Source organism: Gelidibacter algens (assembly GCF_001678675.1).
Taxonomy (GTDB): Bacteria; Bacteroidota; Bacteroidia; order Flavobacteriales; family Flavobacteriaceae; genus Gelidibacter; species Gelidibacter algens.
Genome location: NZ_LZRN01000036.1, coordinates 1 through 16,893 on the forward strand (window position 1 = coordinate 1; position 16,893 = coordinate 16,893).

General features: G+C 37.5%; 14 protein-coding genes. 8 read left to right on the top strand and 6 right to left on the bottom strand.

The window, feature by feature from the left end; genetic code table 11:
* Positions 1-104: 104 nt before the first annotated feature.
* The 3 genes from A9996_RS14675 to A9996_RS14685 all read right to left on the bottom strand — a co-directional run bounded on the left by A9996_RS14675 (position 105) and on the right by A9996_RS14685 (position 2,275).
* Positions 105-1,307, bottom strand: a complete 1,203-nt coding sequence (locus A9996_RS14675; protein ID WP_066429769.1) for an IS4 family transposase — start codon at positions 1,305-1,307, stop codon at positions 105-107.
* A 108-nt stretch (positions 1,308-1,415) separates the two neighbouring features.
* The gene (locus A9996_RS14680) at positions 1,416-1,703 is read right to left on the bottom strand and encodes a hypothetical protein (RefSeq protein WP_066436677.1); all 288 of its coding nucleotides are present in this window, start codon (positions 1,701-1,703) and stop codon (positions 1,416-1,418) included.
* Positions 1,704-1,924: 221 nt separating this feature from the next.
* Positions 1,925-2,275: a hypothetical protein gene (locus tag A9996_RS14685; protein ID WP_146608974.1), complete on the bottom strand. Its 351-nt coding sequence runs from the start codon at positions 2,273-2,275 to the stop codon at positions 1,925-1,927.
* 315 nt (positions 2,276-2,590) lie between these two features.
* On the opposite strand from A9996_RS14685, the gene A9996_RS14690 reads away from it, so the two are divergent.
* Positions 2,591-3,154: a DUF6642 family protein gene (locus A9996_RS14690; protein WP_066436680.1), complete on the top strand. Its 564-nt coding sequence runs from the start codon at positions 2,591-2,593 to the stop codon at positions 3,152-3,154.
* Positions 3,155-3,255: 101 nt separating this feature from the next.
* Here the strand turns inward: A9996_RS14690 and A9996_RS14695 are convergent, their stop codons facing one another.
* The 3 genes from A9996_RS14695 to A9996_RS14705 form a co-directional block, all read right to left on the bottom strand.
* Entirely contained in the window at positions 3,256-3,738 is a 483-nt protein-coding gene (locus tag A9996_RS14695; protein ID WP_066436682.1) for a fasciclin domain-containing protein, read from the bottom strand.
* Positions 3,739-4,540: 802 nt separating this feature from the next.
* Entirely contained in the window at positions 4,541-5,305 is a 765-nt protein-coding gene (locus A9996_RS14700) for an SOS response-associated peptidase (RefSeq protein ID WP_066436684.1), read from the bottom strand.
* Between the two features lie 320 nt (positions 5,306-5,625).
* A complete protein-coding gene (locus tag A9996_RS14705; RefSeq protein ID WP_066436686.1) occupies positions 5,626-6,585 on the bottom strand; it encodes a helix-turn-helix domain-containing protein in 960 nt (319 codons plus the stop codon).
* Between the two features lie 483 nt (positions 6,586-7,068).
* Here A9996_RS14705 and A9996_RS14710 point away from each other — a divergent pair, with 483 nt between their 5' ends.
* The 7 genes from A9996_RS14710 to A9996_RS14740 all read left to right on the top strand — a co-directional run bounded on the left by A9996_RS14710 (position 7,069) and on the right by A9996_RS14740 (position 16,834).
* Positions 7,069-8,265, top strand: coding sequence for a PAS domain-containing sensor histidine kinase (locus tag A9996_RS14710; RefSeq protein ID WP_066436689.1), 1,197 nt, complete (start codon positions 7,069-7,071; stop codon positions 8,263-8,265).
* Positions 8,266-8,690: 425 nt separating this feature from the next.
* Positions 8,691-8,981, top strand: a complete 291-nt coding sequence (locus tag A9996_RS14715; RefSeq protein WP_211272661.1) for a response regulator — start codon at positions 8,691-8,693, stop codon at positions 8,979-8,981.
* Positions 8,982-9,199: 218 nt separating this feature from the next.
* The gene (locus A9996_RS14720) at positions 9,200-9,547 is read left to right on the top strand and encodes a response regulator (RefSeq protein ID WP_157487227.1); all 348 of its coding nucleotides are present in this window, start codon (positions 9,200-9,202) and stop codon (positions 9,545-9,547) included.
* A 196-nt stretch (positions 9,548-9,743) separates the two neighbouring features.
* Entirely contained in the window at positions 9,744-10,166 is a 423-nt protein-coding gene (locus A9996_RS14725; protein WP_066436691.1) for a response regulator, read from the top strand.
* A gap of 411 nt (positions 10,167-10,577) precedes the next feature.
* The gene (locus A9996_RS14730; protein ID WP_066436693.1) at positions 10,578-11,594 is read left to right on the top strand and encodes a chemotaxis protein CheB; all 1,017 of its coding nucleotides are present in this window, start codon (positions 10,578-10,580) and stop codon (positions 11,592-11,594) included.
* Positions 11,595-11,815: 221 nt separating this feature from the next.
* On the top strand, positions 11,816-16,429 hold the full coding sequence (locus tag A9996_RS14735; protein ID WP_066436696.1) for a CheR family methyltransferase: 4,614 nt from the start codon (positions 11,816-11,818) through the stop codon (positions 16,427-16,429).
* A gap of 18 nt (positions 16,430-16,447) precedes the next feature.
* Positions 16,448-16,834: a response regulator gene (locus A9996_RS14740; RefSeq protein ID WP_066436700.1), complete on the top strand. Its 387-nt coding sequence runs from the start codon at positions 16,448-16,450 to the stop codon at positions 16,832-16,834.
* Positions 16,835-16,893 lie beyond the last annotated feature (59 nt).

A 16,893-nucleotide genomic window follows, 5' to 3' on the forward strand; every position in this document is an offset into this window, starting at 1 on the left:
AAATCATTAATGTCCGATAAAAATTAAACCGGCTTGATTTTATTTTTTATCTATATGATTTTCAGTGCTTTGATTTATATCTTTCGTTTTTTTTGAAAAACAGGTCACAGATTAAATACTAGTTGTTCTGATTCAGCTTTGTCAATTATCCAATCCTTTTCGGGGTTTTCCAGAAATCTCATCAAATTGATGTAATTGAAAAGGTGGATTTTGCAGAAGCTGACCAAATTTGAAAATGCCCAACTGCGCTTCAATCTCTTTTTAACCACTGCCAATAGCAGATTGACTATCAGAACACAATAAATTTGTATTTTAATTGCATTTTCATTATCTCCCAAGAAATATTTCAATGGAAAATTCTGTTTCAGCTGTTTAAACAGTATTTCTATTTGCCATCTTATTTTGTACAGGGCAGCAATTAAATCGGCGCGCAAGTCAAACAAATTAGTTAAAAATTCAAATTCTCGTTTGTTTACGCGGTCATAAAACGTCACTTTCCTCAATCTTAATTTCGATATTTCCTTGCCTTTTTTTACATCAACTTCAATAATTTCATCTTCTAAAACTCCGTTATGGATCCGTTCCCCAATATCTAATTTTTCGATACTTAGATACGATGCGTTGTCTTTTATGCGAGTTACAAATCCTGTTTTATGGGCTGTAAAATGCTCAAAAGCCTTGTAATCATTATATGCCTTATCAAAAACATAAATGGTGTTCTCATCGCATTTTAGCTTTTCTAAAAATTTATGATCGTGTGTTTTGGCTTCACTGAACCAGACCAAGCTCGGTACGATTTCATCTGCGTTGATAACAGAATGTACTTTTATTCCCCCTTTTCTTTTTCCGCTTTTTGGATTTCTGCCAACGCAACCCATAATGTCCCTAAAAAGGCTAATTGTTGAACTGTCGAAAATTTTGACCTGCTTTATTATGACATCTTTAATGCGGCTGTCCGATAAGAAACCACCATACTGTTTGAGCAATTGATGATAGATATTTTCAAAGACCAAAACATCCCTTTTCTTGTTTGCATCAGATAAAGTACTCCTTTTGGGAATATGGTTTAGCTGAAAACTACTCGTTTTTCCCGATAGACCCAGCATTGCTCCAGATATTTCACGCAATGACGTGCACTTTGAGAACGAACAGAAAAGCATACTTATCAAATGGTCCTTTGTGGTAAATCGCTTGGTGTAACGGTCTGAATCACATTTCTTGACCTCTCTTCTTATCAAAGAATCATCTATTAAAGAAATCAGCTGTCCGAAAACAGATTTACTGGAAAAATAATTACTTTTACTCATCGTATTTTAGTTTTTTGCAACTCCAAATTACGATTTTTTAAGAAGCCATTCATTTGGCTTCTTTTTTTATCGGACAACAATGAAAATGAATGATTAATCAAATAATGACTAGTTATTCAGGTCTACCTCCATTTCATCGAAAATTGTGTTGACCCTTGTACGAATCATTTCTCTATCTTGTGGGTTTTCAACTTCTTTCAAAGCTTCTCGGAAATTTTCTAAAGCATCTTCAATATTTATTGCAACATCTCCGATTTCATCAGAAGCATCTTCCAAATCGTCTGAACGGTCTTCAAGAGTTTCTTCCAGATTGTCGAGTTTCGTTTCTTCCTTGCACGAGTATATACTCGTCGATAAAAGAATGGCAAATGCTAAACTTAAAATTGATTTTCTCATGATAGTGTTTGTTAAATTAAATTAGAATCTTAGTAATGTAATCACTTTTGGATTGTATATTCTTGATCTAAACAGAATTACTCTAATAATTTGTTCAGATTATTAGCGTATATATTTCACATTTCGTGACAGTTGTGGCCCTTCGTAGTAGATAGAATGACATCATAACAGCATTCATGACTACTATTGCTTTTTGGTGTCACTAAGCAACCGTTTCAATCTTATTCCTGAACATCGTTAGGAAGCATGGGATCATCCTTAATATTTTCTTCGGGAATCATATTCATAAATTCATGAATGGCGTTATCAGCATTGGCACCATAGTTTGCCAACATTGTTCCCTTACTGCCATCGACCGTTTCAATAACATACAATAATGACGTGTCTGAAGGGTTGCTCATCCCTTCGTAACGGTGTTCTTTTAAAATACTAACATCTTTGGGATGATATCTATTTTTTGTGTCGAGGTTTTCCAATTGATCCTTAACTATTCTATATTGATCGGTAAAACCAAGCGCTTCATAACGTCTAATATAGTTCAACTCGTGCTTAGCAAATTCATTGTCCATCATAACTTTATATTTTAACATTAATGTAGTGTACGCTAATATTTTAAGAATTACAAAGGTTTTACTAAAATATTGAGGAGATTGACTCAATCGGTATATTTTTTGACTAGATGTTCATCTCAGGGGTGTTAAAATTCAAGTAACTTATGGAATATAAAAAGAGGAACATCAGCCGATACAAAAATTTCTAATATTTTTGAAGAATATATTACACAAAGCAAAATCAATACAACACTCAAATATGAAATGATTTATGCGATGTGATCAGTCCAGAAGAGAAGTTTTGTAAATTGCAAAAAAAATAAAAGCCTACTATTTATGGAGAATGAAAAATTTATTTTCTGCCTCGAAGCTATTCCAGATATAGATAGTAGCAACACCACCGAAGTTGTTAAAGTTTTAGAGGATATGGCAGTGCGACAAGGTATTGCAAGTATCTACAAAGCATGCGACACTATTGAAAGTTTGGAGGAGAGCTTGAACATATTACTGTATGAAGATCATAACTTTAAGGATTATGAGATTATTTACCTCATTATGCCAGGAGAGGCAAACACTATCCTCCTAAACGACTATTATTATAGCATTGAGGAAATAGCAGAGCTTTTTGAGGGGAAGATGAAGGGAAAAGTGATACATTTTGGCAACAAAAAAATCTTGGACCTAACCGATGAAGAGTCGCAGTACTTTTTAGATGTTACAGGGGCGCGGGCCATTTCAGGTTACGGCTCTAAACTTAGCGAAATTTCGAGTACAAGTACTATTGACAGAATTTTTTTTAGTCTATACCAAGAAAATGATGATCTTACCGAAGTTGTTGAAATGATGTTTCAAAAACATTTTAGTCTCTGTAAATTACTTGACTTTAGATTGTATTATTAACATGCTTTTGCATTGTAATTTATCTAATAATTCAGCGGTGTATAAACCAAAAAAAAAGACTATCTTTTCAAATAGTCTCTAGATTTTCAATACAAATTTTACTAGTTAGACATTACAACCGTATCAATGGCGTGAATGACACCATTTGAAGCAGCAACATCAGCGATTACCACTGTAGATGTTCCTTTGTTTGCATCGGTTAAAATCACTTTTCCATCTTTCAGACTTAAATCAATTTTACCACCTTGAACTGTGTCTACTGTGAACTTTCCATCATGTTTTTCAATTGCATCCATTACGGCTGCTGCCTCAAATTTTCCAGCAACTACATGGTAGGTGAGTACCGCTGTTAATTTGTCTTTACTTTCAGGCTTCAATAAACTTTCTACAGTACCATTTGGCAATTTATCAAAAGCATCATTTGTAGGAGCAAATACTGTAAATGGTCCTTGGCCACTTAATGTGTCCACTAATCCTGCAGCTTTTACCGCCGCTACCAACGTTGTAAAAGCGTCGTTACCTGCAGCTACACCTACAATGTTTGGAGTGTCTTGTTCTGTTTTTGTTTGGTTTGTGTTTTCCATAATATTTTTTTTATAATTTATTTATATCCAAAGGTAACACAATACAAAGTTTGTTTAACTTATTTAACAAAACATTAAACAGAAAATAATATATACTTTGGTCTGGCCATAGTTACAACTCTAGTTGTATTTAAAGAGGATCTCATTATTAAGGATTCTGCTTATCTTTTCTGCTATTGCGTTTTGTTGTGTGCTACTACAAGGACGTGTTCAGCACAAGGTCATATGAACCACATATTCTTTGAGGCTGACAGATGCCAAGACGGAAAAGTCAATGATACTACGAAAGCATTGTCAGAATTTAAATGTAGCTTCTTGTATCACGCCTCAATTCTATGTTTCAATTTGTTTAGTCTTGACAGCTATAAAAATGAAATTCGTCATTCAACAATTATCTAAAATGTTGAACGGCATCATTTTAAAGCGCAATTGCAATGACGTTATATGAATATTGATTTGCGTTATAAAGATCAGCATTGATGGGATAGATTTAAGTCAATTACCTAACAATTTTAAATCAACATCAACGTAATGGTGATTATTATTTTCTTAATGGATGGAATAATAAAAAACCTATGAATAGCCAGACTATTGAGTGGCGCTTCATTTTTAATTATTCAAGATAATATAACCATCGACTTTCCAAAAGAGTTGTATTTTGAAGTTGTTAAAGAAGCTACAGTTGGAGAAAAGCCTGGGTGAAATTTAATGCTTTACATGCACAAATCCGGGATGTATAAGTCAATTAAGAATATAATGCCTTGAAAGAGAAGGGGTAAGGTCTTACAAGATTAACTCCTTTTTAGAACACCAACTGTGCATACTTTACAGGATCACAAATTTCAGCAACATTCCCCAAATACGCCTTACCTCTCAATTTTGAGACCGTGTGCGCTTCCAATTCCTCTTCCGGATATTCCTTAATCAGTGCCTCTATAAATTTTTGATCTTTATCGCCCTCTAATTTGGCCAGCCATTTATCGGCTAATTCTTCGTGCAGAATCACGGGCATTCGGGCCTCTTTAAGTTTCGGGTTATTATGGATTTTAGATAATAGCGCATTTCCTGTGGTGGTTACAATGGAAAACGTGAGTAATTTTCCGTGGGTTTCAGGATTGATCCATTCATTGAAAAGTCCAGCTAAAATAATCGGTGAGTGATCTTTTTTGTAAATGTAAAAGGGGTAGGTGTTTTTCTCAAAATGATGGTGTTCATAAAACCCATCAATATAAACCAGACATCTGCTTTCATTGGCCGCCTTTCTAAATGAATTTAATTTAAAGATGGTTTCACCTCGAGCATTTAAAGTGTTGTTCCAGCTTTTCTTAATATCAGCTTCATTCTTTACCCAATGCGGCACTAGGCCCCAAGTGGCAACTTCTGGGTAATCTGGGGAGCGATCAGTATAGATCAATACCTCAGGGTGTGAGAATCCCGAACTATGATGAAGTGGTAAATCGGTCAGCGGAATTAAGGCGTCCATGATGTCATCAACGGCTTGTGAGTCACCTTTTCTCTGAGCTCTTTTTAATTGCGTTTCTATAGTGGCCTTTATATCGTAACACATGCGTTTTTATTTTGAAGTTACCACTATTGCGCATTCTCTGCAACCATTTATATGAAGCGCCTCAGGACTTTGTTTACTGAAGAAAACAGTTAGCGATATCTAAATATGTATCTCGCTTACAATTAAAAGCATTCTGAAACCAATGTGTTCCAATGTTTTCTACTACGCTTGTTGGCGTAAGTTTCTAGAAACTAGTATTGGAATAGTAAAGTGCAACTTAGCGAATTTAAATTTAGGCTCAATCCTTATGGTTCACTTTGATACAAGAAAATTACTAGTGAACCTTCAGATATAGCTTTTAGGATTGTTGATGAGACCTATTATACAATTTGAGATTTGAATTTTTTAATATACTCGTTTGGTGAGGTTTCATATTTTTCCTTAAATATTTTGGAAAAATAACTTCTACTGGTGAGTCCAATAGAATATACAATTTGAGAAACATTCAATTCTGTATTTCTCATTAATTCCTCAGCCATCTGAAGTCGGAAGTCTTTAATAAATGATGTCACCGTATTGCCATAAAGTTCTCTCACACCTATTTGAAGTTTCCGGGGAGATAAAGCAACTGTTGTGCATAACATGTCAAGATCAAGTTGTTGTGCATAATTTTCTTTGATATAGTTGATGCACTCATGGATACGTTTAATCTCGTCATTTCTCAAATCGACTTGTTTCTTTGGTGCGTTGATATCATGTTCATACTCCAATAGTTTTGACCCAATAATAAGATTGGTGTAACCTAAGAGCAAGTGGGGGTTGCTTAATAGGGCACTCTCAATGCTCATAAGATCGTAAATAAAGTTGGACAGCTTTATGTTTGTATATCCCGTAAACCAGCAATGGCTGTTGTTTTGGGATTGAATATTCTCCAATGAAAAATCATTTTCAAAGCCTAAAGTTTCAAATTGAGCCACTGTAATAACACAAAGATGATAGCTGGCGTCTTCTGGAAATTCAAGGTCAATATATTCAGAGTCACTATTTGCAACCATGATACTCTGGAAACTTGCTAAATGAAATTCTGCTCCGTTTTCCATGGAAAGGCAATTGATCCCATCCTTAAAATTAAATACGAATAACATCCCCTTTTCAGGACACTTTAGTCGTTTTTGCTGTGGTGAAACGGTTTGAAATTTCAATTCAGAAATCATGATTGGTTGTTTTGCATCGTCAGGTGCGCCGGGATCTTGCATTAACGGTTCCATGGTATTCCATGTGCGTACTGACTGTGGCTTACTGTTGTTGTTATGATTGTTCAATTGAGATTTCTTAAACATATTTGGATGGATCTATAGTTTTACATGGTTGCTGCTCATGTTTCACACTTTTCAGATGTTTTGGAAGGCATTAATTTTTTTAATTGACCTTCATTTCCTTATGCAGGGGTGTCAATATTTGAAGCACTTTAACAAAGACCAAGGTATACCACATAGAGAATTATACCTTTATAAAGTAGATGGAAAAAGTTACATATTTCACAGTTTCAGGGGGTCGTTCAATCGGCTTTCTACACTTTCTAAACAGTCAGCCTCTAATTGCTCAATGAATGACTGTTTAAAAGTTTTGACTAAGCTGATCATTAAATCACACGTTCAATTATATCATCTTGCAACATAATTATATGTATTGCAGATTGTAATACTTCAGAAAAGCACGATAGTTACTACTGGATAGATACTAAAATGATCGATTGTGTAATTCCTGCATATTAAAAACGACTTACCTTTGCATTAAAAACTTAATTCATTAAATTAAATAAAATGGGAAAAGACCACTCCATAAGCAAAGTTCTAAAAAATCAATATGTCCCTACTGCCGAATTTTTCAGCCAGATAATAAATAGCTTACAGGATTATTCAATTTTTACCCTTGATGTAGATTTTAATATTAACAGTTGGAGCGCCGGCGCCGTCACAATATTTGGTTATGAAACTGAAGAAGTCATTGGGCAACCTTTTGATATAATTTTTACAGAAGAAGATAAAAATGAAGGCGTTCCTAAAAAAGAAATTGACACCGCAATAAAAGAGGGAAGAGCAGTAGATAACAGGTGGCACATTTGCAAAGATGGAAGCAAGTTCTTCGCTTACGGCTTGGTTTTTCCGCTTACCGGAGTAGATGGAACCCTGTTAGGCTATGTCAAAATCCTGCGGGACTTAACTGATAGGAGGAAGTCAGAAGAAGATATAAAGAACTATATAAGAGAGCTTGAAGAACTGAACACTCATAAAGAGAGCATCCTTGCCATACTTTCGCATGATTTAAGAAGCCCATTGGCAGCTATTATTCAGGCGGCAGAGTACCTGAAATCAAATATTGAGACCATACCACCTAATGAAGCAAAAGAATTGCTAGAACTTCTGCATAAAGAATCTACCGAAGAGCTAAATATGTTAGACTATTTGTTGGAATGGGCAAGAATCAAATACGCATCAGATACGTTTACCCCAACAAAAATTGAGCTTTCTGAATATGTCAACAAAGTCTTTGATACTTTACAGGAGACCGCTTCTATAAATACCATAAACCTTCATCAGGAAATTGAAGAAAACACCAATGTGTTTGCTGATGGAAAAATGGTAATCTCTGTACTCCAAAACATCGTGTCAAATGCCATAAAACATACCCACAAAGGCGGGAAGATTACGGTGACTGCGAAAAAAAGCGAGGATAAAATGATTGTGGAAATTAAGGACACCGGCGTTGGTATGTCCAAAGACATCCAGCACAAACTCTTTACCCCGCAAATGAATGCGCTTGCAACAGCAAGAAAAGAAAATAAAGGCGCAGGTATAGGATTGCTGTTAGTCAAGGGCTTTTTAGAAAAAAATGGCGGCGAAATATGGGTAGAAAGTATTGAGGGCGAGGGATCTTCATTTTATTTTACATTACCTCTTAAACAACCTACAGATAAAAAAGTAAGTGGAGACACGATAGTGTTTGATGAAAGTGCTTAGGCCCTGCTAAAAAAATTAGCATGCAAACAAGTTTTTCATTCTCGGAGAATGACAATGGACATCAAAAACAACCCTGCCAACAGCCGCTAAAACTCAGGGTTGGTTTTTTTGGTCATCGTTCGTTTATTTTTCAGAGTATCATTTCTCCTGGCCGTGAGAATTCGGCTTCGATCTACACCACGAAGTTCTAGTGGCAAAACGTTATGTGAAACTCTTTAGGATACTACAAACTTGAAATCTACTACAAAAGAAATCTTATATTTGTTCATTATATTTTAAGCAACATAAAATGAATAAGAACGGAGCAATTATTATCGTTGAAGATGACATTGATGACCAAGAGATGTTTACTGAAGTCTTTAAAGAACTCGATTATAAAAATAAAATACATTTTTTTTAATGACGGACAAGAAGCACTTGCCTATTTGACCGCAAAAACCAGTGAGCCTTTCATTGTTTTTTCTGACATCAATATGCCAAAGCTCAGTGGAGTAGAGCTAAGAAAGCAAATCCATGAAAATGAGGACATACGATTAAAAACTATTCCTTACTTATTCTTTACAACAAGCGCTGCACAAGACGCCGTCATTGACGCGTATTCAAAATCCATTCAAGGATTTTTTATCAAGCCTTCGAGTTTTCAAGATTTAAAAAGTACAATGAAGACCATAGTTGAGTATTGGCAAAAGTGTGAATCTCCTAACTATGTTCAATAAACGACTGCTGAACTAACCAATTACAATGCACAAGCTGCATATGTGAATCATGTAACTTTTTTAAAAAAAATGTAACAAATCTCATGCTTTAAATTTTAATTTAGCAACATACGTTTTAACTAAAAATTTATGGCACATAAAAAGAACGAACCGTCAGGCAATAAGATTTTGATGATTGTGGACGATGACATAGACGACCGTTTTTTTTCCGCAATGCCATTCGTAAATACAATCCATCTTATAAATGTGTCGAGGCAGAAAATGGTGATGATGCACTCAAAAGATTGCGAAAGGTAGAAGCGTTGCCCGATTTTATTTTTCTTGATCTCAACATGCCAAAGATGGATGGACGGGAATGTTTAATAGAATTGAAAAAAGATGAACTCTTAAAAAATATTCCGGTCATTATTTACAGCTCCTCAGAAAATATAATGGATAAAGAAATGACCAATGCACTTGGCGCCGATTATTTTCTTACCAAATTGTCCCATATTTATTCGTTGCCTGAAGAATTAATAAATGCCATGAACCAAGTAGGAGAAAAAACTAAATTTGCGTCACCTTAATACGTACTTGCCCTCCTAAAACGCTTAAGTTGTATCTTGATGCTGTTTTACGTTGGTCCATTACCCTTCGATTCAACTTTTATTTAAAGCCCAAGCACAAGCTGAAAGTGTAAATCATGTACTTATTTCCAAAAATGTAATACATCTCAAGCTTAAATGGCTAATTTTACAAAAAATCATATAAAACTAAATTCTTATGATACCTAAAAAGAACGAAACTGCTGAAAAAAAAATTTTAATGATTGTGGATGATGATAAAGACGACCGCTTTTTTTTCCGTAGTGCCATACGCAAATACAATCCATCTTTTGAATGTATAGAAGCAGAGAATGGTGATGATGCTCTTAAACAATTGCGAAAGTCAGAACAGTTGCCCGATTTTATTTTTCTTGATTTAAACATGCCAAAGATGGATGGACGGGAGTGTTTGGAAGAGTTGAAAAAAGATAACACCTTAAAAAATATCCCGGTCATTATTTACAGCACCTCAGAATATAAATTAGATAAAGAAGTTACCAAAGACCTTGGCGCTGACTATTTTTTGACCAAACTATCCGATATCTATCCGTTGCCCGAAGAATTAATAAAAGCTATGAATGAAGTAGCAGAAAAACCCTAAAGATGCGTCACCTTGTCGCGCACTTCCCAATCTTATCCATTTTCTGCAAGATCTAATAGACATAGTAAACAGTAAACACGTTGAAGCGGTTTTGGATATCCCTTACAAAAAAGAGAAGCGTCACTGTTATTGTTTTTGAATTTGGTCCCGATGTATCGGGATTTTGCTTTTGCCTCCCAAGCCCCTTCATATAGAGTGACACCGTAATTTGAGCACCAGAAAAAAGAAACTTCTATAATACTAATGGAACTGTCATTTTTAGTCTCGTTTTCGTATCTTCCGTCGACGAAATATAAAATTAAGGACTTACAAAATTTTAGTGCTAGTGCAGATGGATCAGAACACCTGCCTTATTTCAGCAATGGAAAAAGCAGAGGCAAAAAACATCGCCAATAATTAATCAAACATAAAATGAAAACGCCAAAATTTATTATCGTAGTAGGCACTTCGGCAGGCGGAATGAATGCACTTATTGAATTTGTTTCACAGTTGGAAGTAGAAATGGATGCCGCTGTTTTTATTGTGATGCACTTGTCAAAAACAAGCATCAGCGATTTTCTGGTTCATCGCCTTCAACCGCATACGGCCTTGCCATGTGAAGTAGCTAAAGAAAATACAGCAATACAAAAGGGTCACATTTACGTTGGTGCACCCAATGCGCATCTGCTGGTCAAAAAAGATAAAATAATTTTGGGTCATGGTCCTGAGGAAAACCGCTGGCGGCCTTCCATTGATGTCTTGTTCCGTTCAGCCGCCGCCGCTTACAGCACAAGGGTTGTTGGTGTGGTATTGACCGGCTCCCTTGATGATGGTACCACAGGCATGTTGGCCATTAAAAGAAGTGGCGGAACCTGCATCGTGCAAGACCCAAATGAAGCAGAATATCCTGACATGCCGCTATCTGTTCTCAATAACATGGAAGTGGATCACTGCGTGTCACTAAGCCAAATGGGAGACTTGATTTTTAAAGTGACACAATCCTCACCCGATGAAATACCTGCCCCGAAGGATATTTTAATTGAATCTGAAATTGCTGAAAGGGTAGTGGTGGATTACGAAAGTGTCAAACAAATTGCCGAGAAAGATATTTACGCCTGTCCTGATTGCGGTGGCGGATTGTGGAGCATTGCCGAGGAGAAAGGCATCACAAACCGTTACCGATGCCACATCGGGCATTCCTATTCCGAAAGTGATTTGGTGATCAAACAGGGTGAAATATTAGAGTCCACTTTGTGGGTAGCCTTGCGCATTATGGAAGAGCGTAGAAATCTTCTGAAAAAAATGGAAAGCGACAACACTAAAAAAGGATATTCGAAAATGGCGACGAGCTATGGTGAAAAAGCTGAAGACATACAGCAGCATGTTGACAAGATGAAAGAGGTGTTGTATGCATCGCAAAAAATAACTTATATCGCGCCGCTAGTATGATGATGGATAGTAAATATCAGGCGGCAGTCGGCAGTCGGCAGTCATCAGTCGGCAGTCGGCAGTCGGCAGTCTTCAGTCGGCAGTCGGCAGTCGGCAGTCATCAGTCGGCAGTCTTCAGTCGGCAGTCGGCAGTCATCGGTCATCCGTCATCCATCACCCGTCACCCGTCACCCGTCATATTAGCAAACCCACAAAAAACAATTTAAGAATCGTTTACATACATGGCAAAAGAGAAAAAAAATAAAACCCAGCCACCTGCCACCAAGCAGAATTTTCCCATCGTAGGCATTGGGGCGAGCGCAGGAGGGCTTGATGCATTCAAAAAATTGCTCCCAGCCATACCCGAAAGTTCAGGAATGGCCTATGTATTGGTACAGCATTTGGACCCATCGCACGAAAGTATGTTGCCGGAAATTTTACAAAGGGTAACAAAAGTTCCTGTGCATGAAATTACCGAAGATATCCATTTGGCACCCGACCATATTTACATCATTCCATCCAACAAAATTTTAACCTCAACTGATGGCGTGCTTCAGTTGGCCCCTCGCGACAAAAACAAAGTCAATCTCTCCATCGATATATTTTTTACCTCGCTTGCCGAAGTTCATAAAGAATGTGCCGTGGGTGTGGTACTTTCAGGCACAGGCAGTGACGGCACGCTCGGATTAAAAGCCATAAAGGAACATGGTGGTATCGGCATTGCCCAAGATCTAAAATCGGCAGCTTACATTAGTATGCCACAAAGTGCGGTGAAGGCAGGTGTTGTCGATTTTGTGTTAGCCCCCGAAGATATTCCAGCACAGCTGTTGCAAATCAACAGCTCATACAAAGCAAATAATGTCTTTGAAGACAGTGAACAAGTTATAGAAGACGACAACGAAGAAACCTTTGAAAAAATCCTTCTTTTGCTTCACCAACGCAGTGGTGTTGATTTCACGTTCTATAAGCGGCCCACGTTTCACAGGCGCATTGCACGGCGGATAGCAATTGTCGACAAAAATAATATTTCTGAATACTTAAGCTTTTTGCGTGCCAATGATGATGAACAAGACGCGCTCTTTCAGGATGTGCTCATTCCTGTCACTTCTTTTTTTCGCGACCCAAAAACGTTTAAAAATTTGAGGGATACCGTTTTTCCTGACTTGTTCCAAAATAAATCTACAGGTGATACCATTCGCGTTTGGAGTGCAGGATGCTCCACAGGTCAGGAAGCATTTTCTCTCGCTATTTGCATTGCAGAATTTTTGGGCGATAAATCAACGGAATTAAAAATCCAAATCTTTGCAAGTGATATTTCGGAAAAAGCAATCAAGAAAGCACGTTCAGCAATATACACCAAAGCCGAGGTAGAAAAACTTTCTGAATCCTATCTCAATAAATATTTCACTAAAAATAATGGTGGTTATGAAGTGAACAAACGTATTCGTCAAATGTGCGTGTTTGCGCCGCATAATTTCTTAAAAGATCCACCATTTGCAAAAATGGATCTGATAAGTTGTCGCAATGTGCTCATTTACATGGATGCATTTTTACAAAAAAAGGCCTTTACCACATTCCATTATGCACTTAAAGCAAATGGGGTGCTCCTGCTGGGGAAATCCGAAACGGTTGGTGCGTCTTCAGATTTGTTTTCACCCCTTGTGAAAAATGATAAGATTTACTCACGCAAGCCCGTGCCAGGCAGGTTCATGCATGTGGCCACGGAGCGCAGGGAAGAATCTATGGTGACAAAAGACAAGACCGCAACCAAAAAAGTAGCCAATCTAACCGATTTCAGAAAAAGTGCCGAGGCCATTATGATTTCCAATTCGCCTGCCAGTGTGGTAGTGAATGAGCAAATGGACATCGTTCACATTCACGGCGACATTACGCCTTTTCTTCAGTCACCTCAAGGCAAGCCCACTCATAATGTTTTACAGATGGCGCGCGAAGGGTTGGCGTTTGAATTGCGCAACGCCATTCACAAAGCAAAAACAAGCGAAGAAACGGTCATCAAAGAAAACATTCCCGTTAATACAAACGCCCGCCGGTCAGCAAGAGCCGGTACAGAGAGTAATAACGACGTCGGACAGGGAAAACAAGCGTTGGTGACTATTGAAATTACGCCGCTCACAAACACGGTGGATATTCATTATTTAATTCAGTTTCAGGAAAAAATAATTCCTAGTGTTCAGGACAACAAAAAATCGTCAACAGGAAAAGCTAGTGCGGCTCAAAAACAAAACGAGAATCTTGAAAAAGAGCTTTCCCAAACGCGAGAAGACATGCGTTCCATTACTGAAGATATGGAAGCCTACAATGAAGAACTGCAAAGCGCCAATGAAGAATTGCAAAGCAGCAATGAAGAGATGCAAAGTTTAAATGAAGAACTTGAAACCTCGCGAGAAGAACTACAATCAACCAATGAAGAATTGATCATCATCAATCAGGAGTTGGTTGACAAGCAGGACCAACTCCATGCAGCCCGTTTGTATTCCGATAGCATTGTGAGCACCATCCGCCATCCACTCATTGTTCTCGATAAAGACCTTTGCGTAAAAACCGCCAATGCTGCCTTTTACAAAAAATTTGATGTGGATGAAAAGAACACAGAAAAAAAATGGTTTTATGAGATACAGCATCATCAGTTTGATGATGCTAGACTTCGCTCGTTACTCGTCAAAGTGCTTTCTCAAAAGAACAGTATTGATGATTTTGAAATCAAACTTAAACTTCCCAAAGTCGGAGAGCGTAACCTGTTGATGAATGCGCGGCAGATTAAAAACGAACGGACACAAGAGCAATTAATTCTTTTGGCCATAGAAGATAAAACCGAAGAGGCAGCAGCCCAAAAAATTATTGATGACAATAAAAAGCGTGCAGAAAAAGAACGCAAATTATTGCACGATTTCTTTACACAAGCGCCTGCTGTGCTTGCCATTCTCAAAGGTCCTGAACATGTATTTGAATTTGCCAATGCTGCTTATATGGAGCTTGTTGGCCAACGGGATCTTAAAAATAAATCGGTACTTGAAGCACTCCCTGAAACAGAATCGCAGGGCTTTATTGAACTGCTTGACAAGGTTTATAAGACAGGCGAAACTTATATTGGGAAAGAATTGTCACTCAAGTTGGATAAGAAAAATGAAGAATCACAACTGTTATACATGAATTTCGTTTATCAGGCATTTAAAAATAACAACGGTGACACAGAAGGGATATTGGTGTATGCACATGATGTGACCGAACAGGTCATGTCGCGCAAACAAATTGAAGCAAGCGAAAAGCGTTTCAGTAATATCCTTGAACAATCCATTATGGCAATAGGGATTTTGAAAGGAACGGATATGGTCATAAGCTTTGCCAATGCACCACTTTTAGATACCTGGGGAAAAGGGGATGATGTCTTTGGCAAGCCGTTCTTTGAAGTGCTACCTGAAATAAAGGACCAGGGATTTCCAGAATTATTGCAACAGGTGTATACCACAGGTGTGCCTCATTATGGACACGAAACAAAAGTGACCCATTTCCGCTGGGAAAAAGAAGAAACCCGATATTACAATTTTGTATATCAACCCTATACTGAAGTTGATAATAGCATTACTGGCATTACGATACTTGCCACCGACGTAACCGATCAGGTTCTGGCAAAAAAGCAAATTGAAGAAAGTGAAAACGAGCAATTGATGCTGGCACGACTTTTAAAATTGGCAACGGATTCTGCTGCGGTTGGTATTTGGTCTTTAGATGTGGTGTCATCAAAGTTGAAATGGTCAAACCTTCATAAAAAATTATGGGGCTATGACGAGCATCGTGAAGATTTGACATACGAAGACTGGCATAACCTGATTGTGCCTGAGGATAAAAAAATGGCTTTGCAAAAAATAGAAGAATTCAAGGTGAATCATGGCATTTATGAAGTTGATTATCGCATAAAACGGGCAAATGATGGGGCGGTGATATGGATAAGGTCTACCGGGCAGTATCATTATGACGACATTGGCGAAGCGCATACGCTTTCAGGTATCAGCCTTGATATTACTGAACATAAAAGTTTTACTGAAGAACTGGAAATAAAGGTTAAAGAGCGAACCGCTGAACTCAAAAAATCAAACGAAGCACTAAAGAAGACCAACACGCAGCTAGACCAGTTTGCCCATATAGCCAGCCACGATTTACAAGAGCCATTGCGGAAAATTTTAACCTTTTCCATGCGCTTACAAGACAATCACAAAGCCGAGTTGAGCAACGAAGTACAATCGTATCTCGACAAAATTGAAGGAGCCTCTTCCCGCATGTCAACGCTTATCCGCGACTTGCTCAATTATTCGCGCTTGCTTGAGCACGAAAAATTAGTTGAGAAAACCAATTTGAATGACACCCTAAAAAATATATTAAATGATTTTGAATTACTGGTTGATGAAAAGAAAGCCGAAATAAAAAGCGATGAACTCCCTACCATTGAGGCCATCCCTTTGCAGATGAACCAGCTTTTTTACAACCTCATCAGCAACGCCCTTAAATTTTCGAGGGAAGAGGTGCCACCAGTGATCACCATCACATCGCGCACGCTTTCAGAAAAACAAATTAAAAAATATCCCATCTTAAATCCGTTACGATCATATGTTGAAATTATTTTTAAAGACAACGGCATCGGTTTTGAGCAACAATATTCTGAAAAAATATTCACCATCTTCCAGCGTCTGCACAACAGAGATACGTTTATTGGCACAGGCATTGGCTTAGCACTCACAAAAAAAATTACTGAAAATCACAATGGCCTAACGTTTGCAGATGGACAAGAAAATGTAGGGGCATCATTTCACGTTATACTTCCTTTTGAACAACCACGGTAACTCACCCAGCCACAGACTATGGAGACAACAAATTTTATGATTATAGACGATGATGCAGATGATAGATTCTTCTTCAAAGCTGCAGTAAGAAAAATGCAAAGTTCCGTAAAATTTATGGAGGCAAATGGCTGTGAAGAAGCAATTATACTTTTGAGAACGGCAGAACATTTGCCACATTTTATTTTTCTTGACATCAACATGCCCCGCATGGATGGCTCTGAATGTTTGAAGCAATTAAAAAGAGAGGCGAAACTCGAACATATTCCCGTCATTATGTATTCCACTTCTTTTTCTGAAGAAAGTATCAATGAATTTCATACACTCGGAGCCTCAACCTATCTCAAAAAACCAACGGACATGAATTTACTTCCCGAGCAAATTCTTGAAGTGATCAAAGACTTATAAAGACATTTTTATCAGGTATAGAAAGATTTATTTTAAATTTGCGAGTATTAAAGTAAAAT

Coding starts and splice junctions, on each gene's coding strand:
- A9996_RS14725 (WP_066436691.1), top strand. CDS start 9,744: ATGATACCTAAAAAGAACGAAACTGCTGAAAAAAAAATTTTAATGATT.
- A9996_RS14700 (WP_066436684.1), bottom strand. CDS start 5,305: ATGTGTTACGATATAAAGGCCACTATAGAAACGCAATTAAAAAGAGCT.
- A9996_RS14740 (WP_066436700.1), top strand. CDS start 16,448: ATGGAGACAACAAATTTTATGATTATAGACGATGATGCAGATGATAGA.
- A9996_RS14675 (WP_066429769.1), bottom strand. CDS start 1,307: ATGAGTAAAAGTAATTATTTTTCCAGTAAATCTGTTTTCGGACAGCTG.
- A9996_RS14680 (WP_066436677.1), bottom strand. CDS start 1,703: ATGAGAAAATCAATTTTAAGTTTAGCATTTGCCATTCTTTTATCGACG.
- A9996_RS14690 (WP_066436680.1), top strand. CDS start 2,591: ATGGAGAATGAAAAATTTATTTTCTGCCTCGAAGCTATTCCAGATATA.
- A9996_RS14710 (WP_066436689.1), top strand. CDS start 7,069: ATGGGAAAAGACCACTCCATAAGCAAAGTTCTAAAAAATCAATATGTC.
- A9996_RS14685 (WP_146608974.1), bottom strand. CDS start 2,275: ATGATGGACAATGAATTTGCTAAGCACGAGTTGAACTATATTAGACGT.
- A9996_RS14705 (WP_066436686.1), bottom strand. CDS start 6,585: ATGTTTAAGAAATCTCAATTGAACAATCATAACAACAACAGTAAGCCA.
- A9996_RS14730 (WP_066436693.1), top strand. CDS start 10,578: ATGAAAACGCCAAAATTTATTATCGTAGTAGGCACTTCGGCAGGCGGA.
- A9996_RS14735 (WP_066436696.1), top strand. CDS start 11,816: ATGGCAAAAGAGAAAAAAAATAAAACCCAGCCACCTGCCACCAAGCAG.
- A9996_RS14695 (WP_066436682.1), bottom strand. CDS start 3,738: ATGGAAAACACAAACCAAACAAAAACAGAACAAGACACTCCAAACATT.